Origin of the sequence: Caballeronia sp. LZ003 (genome assembly GCF_031451465.1) — a bacterium.
Lineage (GTDB): Bacteria > Pseudomonadota > Gammaproteobacteria > Burkholderiales > Burkholderiaceae > Caballeronia.
Map to the genome: position 1 here is coordinate 220891 of NZ_JARUXJ010000004.1, position 17234 is coordinate 238124.

Here is a 17234-nt window from a genome sequence, read left to right on the forward strand (position 1 = left end):
ATGAACCCAAGGCAAATAGCGATCATCGGTACCGGACGCATCGGCAGGGCGTGGGCCATCGTGTTTGCGCGCGCGGGCTTCAGCGTGAATCTGCATGATGCGTCGAAGGACATGCTGAACGGCGCGATCGCTTCGATACGGGAAAGCGTGGACGACCTCGCGTCGTTCAAGCTGACCGACGAGTCGACCGATGCCATCGTCGCGCGCATCAAGACTTGCGAGTCGCTCGAAGAAGCCGTGTCCGACGCGGCTCTCGTGCAGGAGAACATCGCGGAGATGGTCGAACCCAAGCGCGAACTATTCGCGCAACTCGACCGCCTGACTCATCCCGATGCGCTGCTTGCCAGTTCGACCTCGGGCCTGCCTGCATCGACCTTTACGCAAGGCTTGAAGGGCGGCGCGCGCTGCCTCGTCGCGCATCCGGTGAATCCGCCTTCGCTCGTGCCGCTCGTCGAGCTATGCGGCGCGCCGTGGACCGCGCCCGAAGCGATCGAACGAGCGCGCGCCATCTACGAAGCGGCGGGACAGAAGCCCGTGACCGTGAATCGTGAAATTTCGGGCTTCCTGCTCAACCGCCTGCAAGGCGCGGTGCTCGACGAAGCGCTCAGTCTCTATGCGCAGGGTTACGCCACGGCGGCCGACCTCGATACGGTCATGCGCGATGGTCTCGCCATGCGCTGGTCGTTCATGGGTCCGTTCGAAACGATCGATCTGAACGCGCCAGGCGGCGTCGCGGATTACGCGGCGCGCTATGGCGGCACGTATCGCAACATCACGGCGACGCGCGTGCCTTTCGACTGGCCCGAAGAGATACTGACTAAGCTCGACGCCGAACGCCGCGCCGTTCTGCCGCGCGATCAGATCGAAAACCGCAGTAGCTGGCGCGATCGCAGGCTGATGGCGTTGATCGCTCACCGCCTCGCGGACAAGGACAAGGCGTAGCCACGCCACAACCAGGAAGGAGACGACGATGCCCGAAACCCGCTTGCTGGTCGATGCCAACAATCATCTGGGTGAAGGACCGCTTTGGGACGTGAAGGAGGAGAAGCTCTACTGGATCGACAGTACCGCCGCCGAAATCTATAGCTGCCGCGCCGATGGCAGCGAGGTCGAACGCTACTTCGTGCCGCGTCATATCGGTTCCATGGCGCTGCGTGAACAAGGCGGCGCGGTGGTCGCGCTCGCGAACGGGCTGCATTTCTACGATTTCGACGCGCAGACGGTGCAGTTTATCGGCGACCCGGAAAGCGACGATCCCGAAACGCGCTTCAACGACGGCAAGGTGGATCGGCAAGGGCGGTTCATTGCGGGCACCATGTCTTACGACTTCGATCGCTACTTTGCGGATCGCGGCCAGCGTTCCACCAAAAGCGGCGGACTTTATCGGCTCGATACGGACGGCAAGATCGCGCATCTGGACAGCGGCATCAGTTGTTCGAACGGTCCATGCTGGAGCCCGGACAACCGCACTTTCTACTTCACCGACACGTATAGCAAGGAGATGTACGCGTACGACTACGACATCGAAACGGGCGCCATATCGAACAAGCGGCTGTTTGCTTCCGCGCGCGACATGGCCGGCACATTCGATGGCGCGACGGTCGATTCCGAAGGCTACGTATGGTCCGCGCTGGTGTTCGGCGGGCGCATCCTGCGCTTCGCGCCCGATGGCTCGCTCGACCGTGTCGTGCCGTTTCCGGTTCGCAATCTGACGAGCGTGATGTTCGGCGGCCCGAATCTCGACATTCTTTACGTCACGACGATGGGCCGCCCGATGTGGGGCATTCCGCAGAAAGAGCGCGACAAGGGTGGTCTTTTCGCGGTGACGGGACTCGGCGTGACAGGCCTTCCAGAGCCGCGTTTTGCGGGGTGAGATTCGAACGCCCGACGCTTAACTCTTTACGATCCACACCGAGTCGAGATCGTGGGCGTCGCCTTCCGTTACCGTCAACTTGCCTGCCTCGATGAGGCGGGCAAAGCGCCACTTGCAAAAGAGATCGCTGCGTCCCGAACGATGCATAGCCGCGCCAAGCATCTCGCTGCTTGCGAGCTTGGCCGGGGCGCCCGACGCGAGCGCGATGAAGTCCGCGTCGTAATGATCGATGGGATGCGAAGCGAGCTTGCCGTCTTCCCACACACGCACGGCTTCGCCATCTTCCTTGAGCGCGGCCCATTCGTTCGCGAGTTGCGCGCGCAGGCCGGCGCTTGCGGGCTTGCGTGCCGCGACGAGCGCGGCGGCTGCGCCCACATCCAGCGCCAGCGCTTGTCCCTTGGGAATCGCGCGAGCCACAGCGCGCAGGCTCGCATCGATTTCGCTCACGGGCACGTCCGCGTCGCGCAGCCACCAGTGCGCGCGTCGACGCAGCGCTTGCTCCACATCGCCTGCCTCGGCCCAGATCACCACCTCGGACGCCTGAGTCGTCAGGTTGGCGAGGCGCCGGTTCATGTCGCGTAACTCGCCATACCAGTCCATCGACGCTTCGTCTTGCGGATCGAAGCCGCCGCACGCGTAGAGCGCCTTCATGAAGCCGACGCGCGCATCGGGCGAGCCGGTGTCGACATCGACGAGCGGGCCGATCGAGCCATCGTCGAGGATATCGATGACGGGATCGCGCAACGCCGTGCGCAACATGGCCGCGGCCGAGCCGCCCTGACATAGGTGATGGATGGTTTTCATCGGATTCTCCTCTTCAACGACATACCTTCAACGACACATCGCCGACCCCTCCGGCGCGTGAAGCCGCAGACTATAGCGGAATTCGTATCTCGAATTTAGCGGTCGGTCCCGGTTTTCTTCCCGGACCGGGTCCCCGCTTTATTCCTCACCGCGCTCATGGGACTAAAGTCCAATACCGGTTCTAGAGCCGCGCGCCTATTCTCCAGCGAGAAATCAAGAGCCGGGGCGTGGACACAGCGCCTCGTGGTGCTGCCGAACTTCACGCCTGATCCAATGAGCGATGCGACGCCAACCGTGGCCGTGGTCGATGACGACGAATCGGTCTGCCGGGCACTCAAGCGGCTGCTGCGTGCGGCCGACATGGCGTCGGCGAGCTTCGGCACGGGCGACGCGTTGCTCGCCGCACTCGACGAAAACGACGCCGCATGGCGGCCCGACTGCATCGTGCTCGACGTGCAGATGCCAGGCATCAACGGGCTGGAAGTGCAACGGCGTCTGGCGGGCACCGACATGCCGATCGTCTTCGTCACGGCTCACGACGATCCCGCCGTGCGCGATACGGCGCTCGCCGCGGGAGCCGCGGCCTATCTGCATAAACCATTCGACGACGAAGTGTTCATCGGCGCGGTGCGCGCGGCCATTGCACGCGTGCGCGAGGCGCCATGACGTCCTTCCCGGCACCGCATAAAACGACGACACATGGAACGAGGGCCGGTTGCGTGACGCAGACGGTCAGGCATCGACGAAAACACTGAGAGGGAGTACCGAAATGAACAGCACGTTTCAAACCGCGCGGAGCCGGCGCGTGCGCCTGTCATCGAGCTTGGCGCTCATGCTTGCGACCGCGGTAACGCTCGAAGCAGCCGCGCAGCAGGCGATCTATTACCCGGCGCGCGGTCAAAGCCAGAGCCAGCAGGGCAATGACGTATCGCAATGCCAGCAATGGGCGAAGCAGAACACCGGTATCGATCCGATGGCACTCGCGCAGCAGGCTAACCAGCCACCGCCAACGCAGCAACAGGGCGGACGCGTGCGTGGCGCGGCGGGCGGGGCGGCAGCGGGCGCCGCGATGGGTGCGATAGCCGGTGACGCGGGCAAGGGCGCGGCAGCGGGTGCGGCGGGCGGTGCAGTAATGGGCGGGGTGCATCAACGGCAGCGGCGGCGTGCGGCCGCGTCGCAGCAGCAGGCCAATCAGCAACAGGTCTCGCAGGAGATGACGACCTTCAACCGGGCCGTGTCCGCCTGCATGACGGGACGCGGCTACACCGTGCAATAGACGCGAGCCACGCGAGCGGAGACACTTATGCCGACTTCACCTTTGCGGATCTTCAACGCCCCCGCTCCGGCTTCGTCGGCGTTCGTGCGCTGGCGGCGCGCGGGCATGCGCTTCGTCGGCGTCTCGTTGATGTTCGCCATCGCGGCATGCGAGAAGCAAGCGAGCGCGCCCAAGCCCGCCGCGCCCGAAGTTACCGTGATGACCGTCGAAGGCCACGACACGCCCGTCACGTTCGAATTCGTCGCGCAGACGCAGAGCTCGCGCGAAGTGGAGATCCGCGCACGCGTGGAAGGCTTCCTCGAAAAGCGCCTCTACACCGAAGGCGCGCTCGTGAAAGCAGGGCAGGTGATGTTTCAGATGGATCGCAAGCCGTTCGAGGCTTCGCTGCAAACCGCGCGCGGCCAGCTCGCGCAACAGCAGGCGCGGCTCACCGTGACCAAGGCGACTCTCGCGCGGGTGCGTCCGCTCGAAGCGCTGAACGCCGTCAGCAAGAAGGATCTCGACGACGCCATCGGCAACGAGAAATCCGCACAGGCTTCGGTGATCGCCGCGCAAGGCGAAGTACAGAACGCCGAACTCAATCTGGGCTATACCACCATCAAGAGTCCGCTCACCGGATTGTCGAGCTATGCGCGCATGCAGGAAGGCAGCTATCTCTCGGCAGGCAATTCGAGCCTGCTGACTTCGGTCGCGCAACTCGATCCCATGTGGATCAACTTCAGTCTCTCGGAAAACGAGGTCTTGAGCTATCGCGATCAGATCGCGAAAGGACGCCTGACCGCGCCCGCTGACAAGCGTTATATCGTCGAAGTCATTCTCGCCGATGGCTCGCGCTATCCGGATACCGGCCCGGTGGATTTCTTCGCGCCTTCGTATAACAAGGACACGGGCACGTTCCTCGTGCGCGCGGTGCTGCCGAACAAGGCCGGGCAGTTGCGCCCCGGCCAGTTCGTGCGGGCGCTGGTGCATGGCCTCACGCGGCCGAACGCCATTCTCGTGCCGCAACGCGCCGTGTTGCAGGGCGCGAAAAGCCACTACGTATGGTTGCTCGACAAGGACGGCAAGACGCCGCGCGAGCAAGTGGTGGAGGTGGGCGACTGGCTCGGCGACAACTGGTTCATATCGGATGGTCTGCGCGCAGGCGACCGCGTGATCGTCGATGGCGCGATACGCGTGTCCGCGGGCGCGCCCGTCAACGTGAAGGGCGATGCCGCGCCCGTTGCGCCGCCAGGCGAAGCGACCATCAAGGTCGAGCCAGCCCAACAGGCGAAGTGAGCGAAGGCCGCCATGAAATTCTCTCACTTCTTCATCGACCGGCCGATCTTCGCGATGGTCGTGTCGATCGTCATCACGCTTGCGGGCGTCATTGCCATGCTCGCGTTGCCGATCGCGCAGTATCCGGACATCACGCCCGCGCAGGTCACGGTGACGGCTCAGTATCCCGGCGCAAGCGCGGATGTCGTCACCAACAACGTGGCCGCGCCGATCGAGCAGCAGGTGAACGGCGCGGACAACATGATCTACATGAACTCGTCGAGCTCATCGACGGGACAAATGACGCTCAACGTGTTCTTCGATATCGGCACCAACCCGCAACTCGCGCAAGTGGACGTGCAGAATCGCGTGAACCTTGCACTGCCGCAGTTGCCGCAATCGGTGCAGGCGCAAGGGGTGCAGGTACAGAAGAAGTCGTCGGCGTTCATGATGGTGATCGCCATCTATTCGCCGAGCAACCGCTACGACGCGACATATATCGCCAACTACGCGAACATCTACGTGCTCGATGCACTGAAGCGCATTCCCGGCGCGAATCAGGCGAGCATCTTCGGCTTTCCGGATTACGCCATGCGCATCTGGCTCAAGCCCGAACGCATGGCACAGCTCGGCGTGACGCCTTCTCAAGTGCAGAGTGCGGTGTCCAATCAGAACCAGCAGTTCGCGGTGGGCAGTATCGGACAATCGCCGACGGGCACGCCCGTTCAGCAGTCGTTCGCCGTCACCACCACGGGACGGCTCGCCACGCCTGCCGAGTTCGAGAACATCATCATTCGCGCGCAGAACGGAGGCGCCGCTATCGTGCGCTTGAAAGACGTGGCGCGCGTCGAACTCGGACAGAAGGATTATTCGATCCGCAGCCGCTTTCAGGGCAAGCCCGCAACGGTGATCGCCGTGTATCAGCAGCCGGGCGCGAACGCGCTCGATGTATCGAAGCAAGTGCGCGCCACGCTCGAACAGATGAAGAAGTCATTTCCGGAAGGGATCGACTATCGCGTTTCGATGGATACCACCGAGTTCACGCGCGCTTCGATCGCCGATGTGATCCACACCTTCTTCGAAGCACTCGTGCTCGTGGTTATCGTCGTGTATCTGTTCCTGCAGAGCATACGCGCGACGCTCATTCCGGTGCTGGCGGTGCCGGTGTCGATCGTCGGCACGTTCGTGGGCATGTCGCTGCTCGGCTTTTCCATCAACATGCTCACGTTGTTCGGGATGGTGCTGGCGATAGGGATCGTGGTGGACGATGCCATCGTCGTGATCGAGAACGTCGAGCGCAACATGACGGTCTTCAAGCTGCCGCCGAAAGAAGCCGCGAAGCGCGCAATGGACGAAGTCTCTGGACCGGTCGTCGCTATCGTGCTCGTGCTGTGCGCGGTGTTCGTGCCCGTGGCGTTTCTCGGTGGCATCACCGGGCAGTTGTACAAGCAGTTCGCCATCACGATCGCCATATCCGTGGTGTTCTCCGGGATCGTTGCGTTGACCTTGTCGCCCGCGCTCGCGGCGCTGTTGCTCAAGCCCGAGCATGGCAAAAAGGCGCGCTTTTTCGTGTGGTTCGACAACGGCTTCGCGAAGATGACGCGCGGTTATTCGCGCTCGGTGGCGTTCGTCATCAAGCGCTCGATCCTCATGTTGCTGATCTTCGCGGGCATGATCGGCCTTTCGATCTGGATGGTGAAGTCGATACCCACGAGCTTCTTGCCGCCCGAGGACCAGGGGTATCTGCTCGGCGCGGTGATCATGCCCGATGCCGCGAGCCTCGACCGCACCGGAGAAGTCTCGGAACGCGTAACCGATTACTTCATGAAGCAGCCAGGCGTGGACAGTATCACCACGGTGGATGGCTTCAGCCTGCTCGACAGTCAGACGAAGAACAACGCGGGTACGTTCTTCGTCGGCTTCAAGAGTTTCGATGAGCGCTACTCGTCCGCGAACATTCGCACGCAAAATGCGCGCGCCGTGCTGCTCGGCGCGTACAAGAATTTGTCCACGGTGAGTCAGGGTATCGTGCTGCCCGTCAATCCGCCTTCCATTCCGGGCCTTGGCACGACGGGCGGTTTGGAGATGTGGATACAAAGCAAGGGCGATGCGGGCAGCGCGCAGATATCGGCCAGGGTGCAGGATTATCTGGCGAAAGCGAAGCAACGGCCCGAATTGCAGGGCGTGACGTCCACGTTCAACGCCAACGCGCAACAGCTTCAAGTCGAAGTGGATCGTGCCAAGTCCGAAACGCTCGGCGTTCCGGTGCAGGACGTCTACAGCGCGATGCAGACCATGTTCGGTTCGCTCTACGTCTCGCAGTTCAACAAGGACAGCCGTCTGTGGCAAGTGATCCTGCAGGCGGAATCGTCGGAGCGTCGCACGCCCGAGGACTTGAATCGCATCTTCGTGCGCGGCAGTTCAGGCGAAATGGTGCCGTTGAAATCCGTGGTCACGTACAAGTACGTGACCGGTCCCGATCTGATCACGCGCTTCAACAATTTTCCCGCAGTGAAGATCACGGCCAACGCCGCGCCCGGTTACAGCACGGGGCAGGCCATGGCCGCGCTGCAGGACATTGCGACGAGCACGTTGCCGCAGGACTACGGCATTGCGTGGAGCGGTCAGGCATACGAGGAACAGAGCTCAGGCAGTTCATCGGCGATGGTGTTCGTCTTCGGCCTCGTCATGGTGTTCCTGATTCTCGCCGCGCAATACGAGAAGTGGTCGTTGCCGATGGGCGTCTTGCTCGCCGTGCCCTTCGCCTTGTTTGGCGCACTGCTCGCCATTTTGCTGCGCGGGCTCGACAACAACGTGTACTTTCAGATCGGCCTCACCATGCTCGTTGCGCTCGCGGCGAAGAACGCCATTCTGATCTTCGAGTTCGCGGTGCTCAACCGCGAAGCGGGCAAGTCCATCTACGAGTCCGCGATGACCGCCGCATCCGAGCGCCTGCGCCCGATCGTGATGACATCGCTCGCGTTCATTCTCGGCTGCGTGCCGCTCGCGATTGCGACGGGGGCATCGGCGAATAGCAGGCATTCCATCGGCACGGGTGTGATCGGCGGGATGCTGGGCGCCACGCTCATCGCCGTATTCTTCATCCCGATGTTCTATTACGTCATCGAGACCATGAGCGCCAGGTTCGGGTCGAAGAAGAAAGGCGAAGGCAAGGGCGAAGCGGGTTCATCGCCCGCGGCGGACCATGACGGGCCCGCGACGCATGGAGGCGAATGACATGCGCTCAAACATAGCCATGAAACCGTCATCGCGTGTGATCGTGCTGATCGTGTCGTCGATGCTCGGCGGTTGTCTGCTCGGGCCGAATTACGAGCGTCCCGCCATCGAAACGCCCGATAGCTTTCGCTTCGCCGCACAGCAATCGAACGAGATCGCCAACACGGCATGGTGGGAGCAATTTCAGGACCCCGCGTTGAATCAGTTGATCGCCATTGCGTTGCAGGAGAACAAGGATGTGAAGATCGCGGCGGCGCGCGTCGATGAATTCCTCGGGCAATTTCAAGTCACGCGTTCGCAGCTGTTTCCGCAAGTGGGATTGGGCGCGAATGCCGAGCGCGAGCGCTTACCCATCGGGTCCGCGCAATTGCCGCCGGGCGTAGGCACGGTCATCAATCAGTATCAGCTCGCGTTGAATGCTTCTTGGGAAATAGACGTGTTCGGGCGCTTGCGGCGTCAGACGGAAAGCGCACGCGCTAGTCTGCTTGCAAGCGAGGAAGGCCGCCGCGCGACTATTTTGTCGTTGGTGGCTTCGGTGGCATCGACCTACATCACGCTCGTTTCGCTCGACCGGCAACTCGATATTGCGCGAGCCACGGTCGAGAGCCGGCAGGAGTCCGTGATCGTGTTCGGCCTGCGCTTTCAATACGGCGAAGTCTCGCAGATGGAACTGGCGCAGTCGCAGTCGGAGTATCAGGCCGCGCTCGCGACGATTCCGCAACTCGAACAGCAGATCGCCACGCAAGAAAACGCGTTGTCCATTCTGCTGGGCCGTAATCCGCAAGGCATCGCACGCGACCGCGAACTCGACGATCTGGCCACGCCGCAAGTCCCAGAAGGTCTGCCCTCGGAGTTGCTCACGCGGCGGCCGGATCTGCGTCAGGCGGAGCAGAACCTGATCGCGGCGAATGCGCAGATTGGCGCGGCGCGGGCGCTGTATTTTCCGTCGATATCGCTCACGGGCCTCTTCGGCACTGCAAGCACGCAATTCTCGCAACTCTTCACGGGAGCGGCGCGCGTGTGGTCGTTCGCGGGTGCCGTGACGCAGCCCATCTTCACGGGCGGAGCGATTAGCGGACAAGTAAAGGCGGCGGAGGCGCAGCAGCAACAAGCGCTTTTCTCCTATGAAAAAGCGATTCAAGTGGCCTTCCAGGATGTCGACGACAGTCTCATCACGCTAACCAAGAGCCGCGAAGCACGCGATGTGCAGGGCCGTCAGGTCGATGCCTTGCGTACCTATGCCAATCTCGCGCGGCTGCGTTACGAGGGTGGCTACACGAGCTATATCGAAGTGCTTGATGCGGAACGCAGCCTCTTCCAGTCGCAGTTGAGCTATACGCAGACGCAGGCCGCCGCGCTCAATGCCATGGTTTCGCTCTACAAGGCGATGGGCGGCGGCTGGGTCGCGGAAGCCGAGCAACGCACGGCAGTGGTCTACGACACGCGCGGCGCGGTGGTCAAACGCGATGCGAAGGACGAGCCATCGCCATGAACGCGCGCGCCAACATGCGTTTGATCGCCTGTCACGAATGCGATCTCCTGCAACATGAAACCGTGCTGCAAAGAGGCGGCGTCGCGCGCTGTGCACGTTGCGGCGCGCCGCTGTATCGCAATCGTCCCGATGGACTGAATCGCGCGCTTGCCTGCACGCTCGCCGCCCTCACGATGTTCTGCATCGCCAATGCGTTTCCTATCGTGGGACTCGAAGTGAGCGGCACGGTGGTTCAAACCACCCTGCTCGGCGCGGTGCGTGTGCTTTACGCCGATGGCATGTGGCCCATCGCGGGGCTCGTGCTCGCGACCACGTTCATCATGCCGTTTGCCGAGATGTGCGCTATGGCGTGGCTGCTCGTTCCACTGAGCAGGGGCTACGCGCCGCGTGCCGGACGTGCCGCCTTTCGCGCGTTGCATACGGTGCGGCCGTGGGGCATGACCGAGGTGCTGATCCTCGGCTTTCTCGTGGCGCTCGTGAAACTTGCGCATATCGCGAGTGTCGTGCCTGGCCTTGCGCTCTTTGCATTCGGCGGCGTCATGCTGCTGATCTCGGGCGCTTCGGCATCGTTCGATCCGCGCGAGGCATGGGCATTGATCTACAAAAGCAGCCTCGCCGATGCCCCCGCTTATCGCGGCCACGCGCGCACCGCGAAACAAGCGGGCTTCTTCGTCTGTCGCGATTGCGCGCTCGTCTCCAAGGCGCCGCCGCATGCGCACGACGGAAACTGTCCGCGTTGTCACGCACGGCTGCACTTTCGCAAGCCCGGCAGCATCGAGCGAACGTGGGCGCTGCTGATCGCCGCGATGGTGCTCTACGTGCCCGCCAACGTGCTGCCCGTGATGGATACGAGTTCGCTCTTCGGCGCGCAGAAGGACACCATCATGAGCGGTGTCGCGTATCTGTGGACTTCGGGTTCATGGCCGCTCGCGGTGCTGGTGTTCATCGCGAGCATTGCCGTGCCCATGCTCAAGATACTCGCGCTGCTCATGCTCGTCGTCAGCACGCAGATGCGCTCGCGCTGGCTGCCCGCGCGGCGCACGAAGATCTATCGCATCATCGAGTTCGTCGGTCGCTGGTCGATGCTCGATATTTACGTGATCACCGTGCTCGTCGCGCTCGTGCAGTTCAATGCGCTGGCGACGATACGCGCGGGCGCCGCCGCCATTGCTTTCGGTGGAGTCGTCGTGTTGACGATGTTCGCGGCAATGGCATTCGACCCGCGTCTCATCTGGGACGCCGCGGACCAAGGACATGGCTGAACCTCCCGATATCAAGCGAGCGCCTCCGGATGAATTTCCCGAAGCCTTGCCCGCCCGCCGCCCGCGCTTCGGCATTTCGCTGATCTGGCTCGTGCCGTTCATCGCGGTGCTGATCGGCGGATGGCTCGCGGTGCAGGCCATCCTCGAGAAAGGTCCGACGATCTCCATTACTTTCAACACGGGCGAGGGGCTCGAAGCGGGCAAGACCAAGCTCAAGTACAAGAACGTGGATATCGGCACGGTCAAGAGCGTGGTGCTCGCGCCGGATTACAAGCGCGTGATCGCATCGGCGGAAATGGCGAAGGATGCGGAACACATGCTCGTCGACGACACACGCTTCTGGGTCGTGCGCCCGCGCATTTCAGGCGGCACGGTGTCGGGCCTCGGCACGTTGATCGGAGGCGCGTTCATCGGCGTGGATGTGGGCGTGAAGAGCGCGAAGCGTCACGACTATACCGGGCTCGAATCGCCGCCTGTCATCACGGCGGACGTGCCGGGGCGCGAGTTCGTGTTGAAGAGCCCGACCATGGGTTCGCTCGATGCCGGTGCACCGATCTACTTCAGGCGTCTCCAGGTGGGACAGGTGACCGCCTATGAGCTCGATGCGGACGGCATGGGCGTGACCATCCACATCTTCGTCAACGCCCCTTACGACAAGTACGTCAAGCTCGATACGCGCTTCTGGCAAGCGAGCGGCGTGGACGTCAAGCTCGATTCGACCGGTGTGAAGATGGACACGGAATCGCTCGTCGCGATACTCGTGGGCGGGCTCGCATTCGAAACGCCGGCGCCCTTGAAAGAGCTCGCCGATAGCTCGGATCATCAGGATTTGGCGGAAGCGCCTGCGAGCAGCGTGTTCCAGCTCTTCGGAGCACGCCCCGAAGCGATGAAGCGGCATGATCGTATCGTCGATACCTACGTGTTCAATTTCAAGGAATCGGTGCGCGGTCTGTCGGTCGGCGCGGAAGTGGATTTTCGCGGTATCGTGCTCGGCGAAGTGACGGCGATCAATACGCAATACGATCCGGTGCGGCGGGCATTCAGCATCCCGGTACGCGTGAACTTCTATCCGGAACGCTTCACCATGCGCATACGGGCAGGCGACAAGACGGGACGTCTCGTGCCCGACCGGCATCAGCTCTTGCAATACATGGTCGAGCACGGCTTTCGCGGGCAATTGCGTACCGGTAGCATCCTGACGGGGCAGCGCTATATCGCGGTCGATTTCTTCCCGAACACGCCGAAAGAAAAGATGGACACAAGCGGCGATCCGCCGGAAATTCCGACCGTGCCGGGCGGCTTGCAGTCATTGCAGGACTCCGTGCAGGCACTCGTGGCGAAGTTCAACAAGATTCCGATCGAAGGGATCAGCAATGACCTGCGCGATACGCTCAAACAGGCGCAGGTGCTTATCAAAACGCTCGACACCGACGTCGCGCCACAAGCGAAGGCAACGCTCGCGGCTGCACGCGATGCGCTCGGCGCGACGAGCCGCGCGTTGCAGAGCGACTCGCCGTTGCAGACCAGCACCGCCGAAACCATGCGTGAGTTGTCGCGCACGGCCGCTGCATTCCGCAATCTCGCGGAGTATCTCGAACAGCATCCGGAAGCGATTCTGCGCGGCAAGCCGGAGGATAAAAGGTGATATACCGTTTCTTCGTTCCAGCGCTCATCGTCATAATCGGTGCGTGTGGTGCGTCGCCCAAGGCCGCGTTCTATACGTTAAGTCCCGAAGCCACACTGCAACCCGCCGCGAATGTCAGGCCCGTTCGCGTGACCGTGGGGTCCGTGACGGTTCCCGACCTTGTCGACAAGCCGCAAATGATCACGCGAACCATGCCGAACGAAGTGACTGTGAACGAGTACGCGCGCTGGGGCGAGCCGTTGAAAGAGAATATCGCGCGTACGTTGGCGGCGGATTTGTCGCGCGTGCTTGGCGTGGATAATGTGTCGATTTATCCGCCGAGTGCGGATATCAAGACCTATCAGCTACGCGTCGATGTGATGCATTTCGAATCCGTCATCGACGATTCCGTCACGCTCGATGCACTCTGGAGCCTTCGCGCCCCCGATGGTGTATCGCATTTCGACGGGCACACGCTCGTGCACGAAAACACGAAAGGCGATGGTTTCGCCGCCATCGCCGCGGCGCATAGCCGCGCGCTCGCGCAGATGAGCCGGCAGATCGCGGCCGCGCTCGGCGAGATGCGGCAATGAACGAGGAATCATGCCGTAATTGAATCGCCTTCGGGCGCTTCGTGCGGCAGCGTCCAGCCGAAGAATACCTGCGCGTCGTGCAGCTTGCCGGCTCGTATCGAGAGAATCTCCGAATTGCGAAAGGCCTTGCCGTCGAGCATGCGCGCATCGTACGTGACGAACACATGTTCGCCGTCCTGCCTCATGTGAACGAAGTCGAAGGTGGCGATTGCGTTCGCGTTCGGCCAGCAACGCGCGAAGTAAGTCGCGCGGTCGAGACGGTTATCGCGAGGACTCGTGAAATGGAAGTCTTTCGCGATGAGCGCTTCAATAGCGGCACGATCCTTCGTCACATACGCTTCATAGACACGTCGCGCGACTTCAACCGGGTCGAGAGTTGCGTCGGGCATGAGTTCCTCCTTTGCGATAGGCTTCGGGTTGCGTGCGCGATTCATCGTCACGTCTCATACGACGTTCGAGCGATCGCGGAATCGACGTATAGTCACGCGTCGTGCGCAAAATCCAACAATAGGTTTGCATGAGACTTGAGTCGGAGGCGTGTGTTCCGGCTCTTGTCGACAGGAGACGGTTACATGCCAGCAAGACGCCTTATTTCCGCGCTGCTCAGCGCTGCATCGCTCGCCTCATTTCCCATTCAATCAGCCCTCGCGGACGATACCCCCACCGAAACGATCACCGTGGCAGGACTTTCCGAGCCTTCGGACATCCTGGTGGATCGCTGGGGCGTGCCGCATATCTACGCGGCCAACGACAGCGACGCGTTCTTCGTGCAAGGCTTCAACGCCGCGCGCGATCGTCTGTTCCAGATCGATCTATGGCGTCGTCGCGGGCTTGGCGAACTCGCCGAAGTCTTCGGGCCCGCGTATGTCGAGCAGGACAAGGCCACGCGGCTCTTTCTCTATCGCGGCGACATGGAGACCGAATGGAAGCGCTATGGACCCGATGCCAAGCCGGCCGCGACGCGCTTTGCAGCAGGCGTCAACGCGTATATCGACTGGCTTGCCGCGCATCTGGACCGCATGCCTTATGAGTTTCGCAAAGTCGGTTACTGGCCCGCGAAGTGGGGCGCGGACGATGTCGTGCGTATCCGCAGTCATGGCCTGACGCGTAATTTGACGAGCGAAGTGGCGCGTGCGCGCGTCGCATGCAAGAGTTCGCTCGATGCCGATTCCGTGCGCTTCGGTTTGCAGCCACAGTGGAAGCCGCAGATGCCTGCGGGTCTCGATCCATGCCTGCCCGACGATGTTCTCAAGGTCTTCACGCTGGCGACGCAAGGCGTGCGCGTGACGAAGGAATCGCTCAAGAGCGCGGATGCCTAGACTTCGATGATTGCCGCTGCCGACAATCCCGAGGAAGTCACCGAGGGCAGCAACAACTGGGTGGTCGCGCCGGGCAAATCGGCGACGGGCCGCGCGATCATGGCGAACGATCCGCATCGCGCTTATGCCGCGCCGAGCCTGCGCTATATCCAGCAGATCAGCACGCCGACGCTCGATATCATCGGTGGCGGCGAGCCTTCCTCGCCGGGCATATCCATTGGTCATAACGGGTCCATTGCGTACGGTCTCACGATCTTCAACATCGATCAGGAAGATCTCTATGTCTACGAGTTGAACCCCGCCGATGCGCGGCAGTACCGCTACAAAGCTGCATGGGAGCCGATGCATGTCGTGCACGAGACGATCAACGTACGCGGCGCGGCGCCCGTCAAAGCGGACCTACTGTTCACGCGTCATGGTCCCGTCATCTACACGGAAGACAGCAAGCATCGCGCATTCGCCGTGCGTACCGCATGGCTCTCGCCGGGTATGTCGCCTTACTTCGATTCCATGCGCTACATGCGCGCGAAGAACTATGCGCAGTTCAAGTCGTCGCTTGCGACCTGGGGCGCGCCCACGGTGAATCAGGTCTATGCGGACACGCAAGGCAACATTGCTTGGGTGCCGAGCGGCCTTGCGCCTGTTCGTCCGAACTGGGATGGCCTCATGCCCGTTCCCGGCGATGGCCGCTATGAATGGTCCGGGTTCTGGCCGCGCGACGCAATGCCTTCGGTCTATAACCCGTCGCAAGGGTACTTCACCACGTCGAATGAAATGAATCTGCCGGCGGGCTATCCCTATGCCGAACGCAAGCTCGGATTCGAATGGACCAACGGCTCGCGGCATCAGCGTATCGACGAAGTGTTGAAGTCGCTGGACAAGGTAACGATCGAAGATTCCGAGCGCTTGCAAAACGATGATGTGTCGATACCCGCACGTCGTCTCGTCGCGTTGTTGCAGCCTCTTTCCAGCGACGATGCCGACACGCGCGCGGCACTCGGCATGCTCAAGGGCTGGGATGCGCATATGCGCGCCGATTCGGCACAGGCCGCGCTCGAAGAGGTCTGGCTCTCGCGACATCTCGGCCGCGCATTCAAGCAAGCTGTCTTGCCGAAGGACGCGGCGGCTTCATTCGGTGCGCCGGACACGGCCGTGATGCTCGACTCGCTCGAACATCCGGCCGCGCGTTTCGGTGACAACGCTGAGGCGAAACGCGATGCCGTGTTGCTGTCGAGCCTGCGCGACGCTTATGCGGAGATGTCGCGCTTGCAAGGCAACGACGCCACGCGCTGGCAGTGGGGCGGGCTTCAAACCAATCTCAACGCGCATCCACTGGCCGATGCCGTCGATGCCGACACGCGCGCAAAGCTCAACGTCGGGCCCATGGGCAAGGGCGGCAGTGCTTATACGCCGAATCAATCGACGTATCGCGCAAGCGATTTCCGCGAGACCAATGGACCATCGTTTCGCGTGATCGTCGATGTCGGCAATTGGGATGCATCGCGCGCGGTGAATCTGCCGGGCGAATCGGGCGATCCGGATAGCCCGCATTACCGCGATCTCGCGCAGATGTGGCTCGATGGCGAGTACTTCCCGCTGCTCTATTCGCGTAAGGCCGTCGAGGCCGCGACCGAGAAGCGCGTGCACCTTGTTCCAGAGACGCGTTGATCGCGCTTGAGTTTTTAGCAGGACGATGGGAATAGATTCCGGCATGGGCGGGTTTACGAATTGAAGCCTCAGCGCTCGAAGATTCAAGAGAGTCGAGCGTGTTCGATGAGGTTCCTGGGTCGTCATCGATCCAGCCAAACCCTTTCTTGCCGGAGTCTTGCATCATGAACATCATCGCCAAGGTTGTCGTGTCGCTCGTCGTCATCGCTGCGCCTGCGCTTTCCTTTGCTCAAGGGTCGAGCGAACCGCTCACGCGCGCGCAGGTGAAAGCCGAGCTCGTGCAGATCGAGCAAGCGGGTTATTCAGTCGGGTCGGGCGACAGTACGAACTATCCGGCCGACATTCAGGCTGCGGAAGCAAAGGTCGCCGCGCAGCAGAACACCAATGAAACGAATGAGGCATACGGCGGCATGCATGAGAGTGGCGCGGCGTCAGGGACTGTGCATCGTGGGGCTGGGTCGCCTTCGTCATCGTCATCGTCGAATGCTTGTGTCGGCCCTGCGGACTTTTGCGTTCCGTTCTTTGGAAGTTAACTTTCTAAGCCGACCAGCCATGCACTTTGCTTTCGTCTTTCGAATAACTTGCTAAAGGCTGCAAACATCGCTTAGCGGCTGCCCGAAAATTATTTTCGAAAAGGGGGTTGCCATGCTGTCTTTCGCCAGTCATAATTCGCCTCCCGTTGAATGACGGCGCGCAAGAAAGCAAGCAGACAAGCGAAGCGATCAAAGCGCAATGCTCTTTAAAAACTAACAGCCGATAAGTGTGGGCACTTGATGGCGCGAGCGGTTCTGACCTTTCGGGGTTGGGACGTTTAGCGAAAGTTATCAAGTCT

13 protein-coding genes and 1 pseudogene are annotated in these 17234 nt (G+C 61.8%); 12 read left to right on the top strand and 2 right to left on the bottom strand.

The genetic code is table 11. From position 1 onward, the window contains the following. Both QCE79_RS25180 and QCE79_RS25185 read left to right on the top strand, forming a co-directional pair. On the top strand, positions 1–942 hold the full coding sequence (locus QCE79_RS25180) for a 3-hydroxyacyl-CoA dehydrogenase (RefSeq protein WP_250510363.1): 942 nt from the start codon (positions 1–3) through the stop codon (positions 940–942). Positions 943–970: 28 nt separating this feature from the next. Then, entirely contained in the window at positions 971–1873 is a 903-nt protein-coding gene (locus QCE79_RS25185; RefSeq protein WP_309848461.1) for an SMP-30/gluconolactonase/LRE family protein, read from the top strand. Positions 1874–1891: 18 nt separating this feature from the next. On the opposite strand, the gene QCE79_RS25190 is transcribed toward QCE79_RS25185, so the two are convergent. Continuing rightward, entirely contained in the window at positions 1892–2677 is a 786-nt protein-coding gene (locus QCE79_RS25190) for a DUF3658 domain-containing protein (RefSeq protein ID WP_309848463.1), read from the bottom strand. A gap of 273 nt (positions 2678–2950) precedes the next feature. Between QCE79_RS25190 and QCE79_RS25195 the strand changes: the two genes are divergently transcribed. The 8 genes from QCE79_RS25195 (at position 2951) to QCE79_RS25230 (ending at position 13415) form a co-directional block, all read left to right on the top strand. Further along, on the top strand, positions 2951–3343 hold the full coding sequence (locus tag QCE79_RS25195; protein ID WP_309848465.1) for a response regulator: 393 nt from the start codon (positions 2951–2953) through the stop codon (positions 3341–3343). A 103-nt stretch (positions 3344–3446) separates the two neighbouring features. Continuing rightward, the gene (locus QCE79_RS25200) at positions 3447–3953 is read left to right on the top strand and encodes a glycine zipper domain-containing protein (RefSeq protein WP_309848468.1); all 507 of its coding nucleotides are present in this window, start codon (positions 3447–3449) and stop codon (positions 3951–3953) included. A 105-nt stretch (positions 3954–4058) separates the two neighbouring features. Continuing rightward, the gene (locus QCE79_RS25205) at positions 4059–5228 is read left to right on the top strand and encodes an efflux RND transporter periplasmic adaptor subunit (RefSeq protein WP_309850555.1); all 1170 of its coding nucleotides are present in this window, start codon (positions 4059–4061) and stop codon (positions 5226–5228) included. Positions 5229–5240: 12 nt separating this feature from the next. Beyond that, a complete protein-coding gene (locus QCE79_RS25210; RefSeq protein ID WP_309848472.1) occupies positions 5241–8444 on the top strand; it encodes a multidrug efflux RND transporter permease subunit in 3204 nt (1067 codons plus the stop codon). A gap of 19 nt (positions 8445–8463) precedes the next feature. After that, positions 8464–9936 carry an efflux transporter outer membrane subunit gene (locus QCE79_RS25215; RefSeq protein WP_309850558.1) on the top strand — a complete coding sequence of 491 codons (1473 nt, stop codon included), beginning with the start codon at positions 8464–8466 and terminating at the stop codon, positions 9934–9936. After that, positions 9933–11198 carry a paraquat-inducible protein A gene (locus tag QCE79_RS25220; RefSeq protein ID WP_309848474.1) on the top strand — a complete coding sequence of 422 codons (1266 nt, stop codon included), beginning with the start codon at positions 9933–9935 and terminating at the stop codon, positions 11196–11198. Before QCE79_RS25215 ends, QCE79_RS25220 begins: the two co-directional genes overlap by 4 nt. After that, the gene (locus QCE79_RS25225) at positions 11191–12843 is read left to right on the top strand and encodes an MlaD family protein (RefSeq protein WP_309848477.1); all 1653 of its coding nucleotides are present in this window, start codon (positions 11191–11193) and stop codon (positions 12841–12843) included. Before QCE79_RS25220 ends, QCE79_RS25225 begins: the two co-directional genes overlap by 8 nt. Continuing rightward, complete coding sequence (locus tag QCE79_RS25230; protein ID WP_309848480.1) at positions 12840–13415, top strand: PqiC family protein; 576 nt, start codon at positions 12840–12842, stop codon at positions 13413–13415. Before QCE79_RS25225 ends, QCE79_RS25230 begins: the two co-directional genes overlap by 4 nt. Before the next feature lie 8 nt (positions 13416–13423). Here the strand turns inward: QCE79_RS25230 and QCE79_RS25235 are convergent, their stop codons facing one another. Beyond that, the gene (locus QCE79_RS25235) at positions 13424–13804 is read right to left on the bottom strand and encodes a nuclear transport factor 2 family protein (protein ID WP_309848483.1); all 381 of its coding nucleotides are present in this window, start codon (positions 13802–13804) and stop codon (positions 13424–13426) included. Positions 13805–13987: 183 nt separating this feature from the next. Between QCE79_RS25235 and QCE79_RS25240 the strand changes: the two are divergent. Next, positions 13988–16402 (top strand): annotated as a pseudogene (locus QCE79_RS25240) (penicillin acylase family protein). A 164-nt stretch (positions 16403–16566) separates the two neighbouring features. Beyond that, positions 16567–16935, top strand: coding sequence for a DUF4148 domain-containing protein (locus tag QCE79_RS25245; RefSeq protein WP_309848484.1), 369 nt, complete (start codon positions 16567–16569; stop codon positions 16933–16935). The last annotated feature ends 299 nt before the right edge of the window (positions 16936–17234 follow it).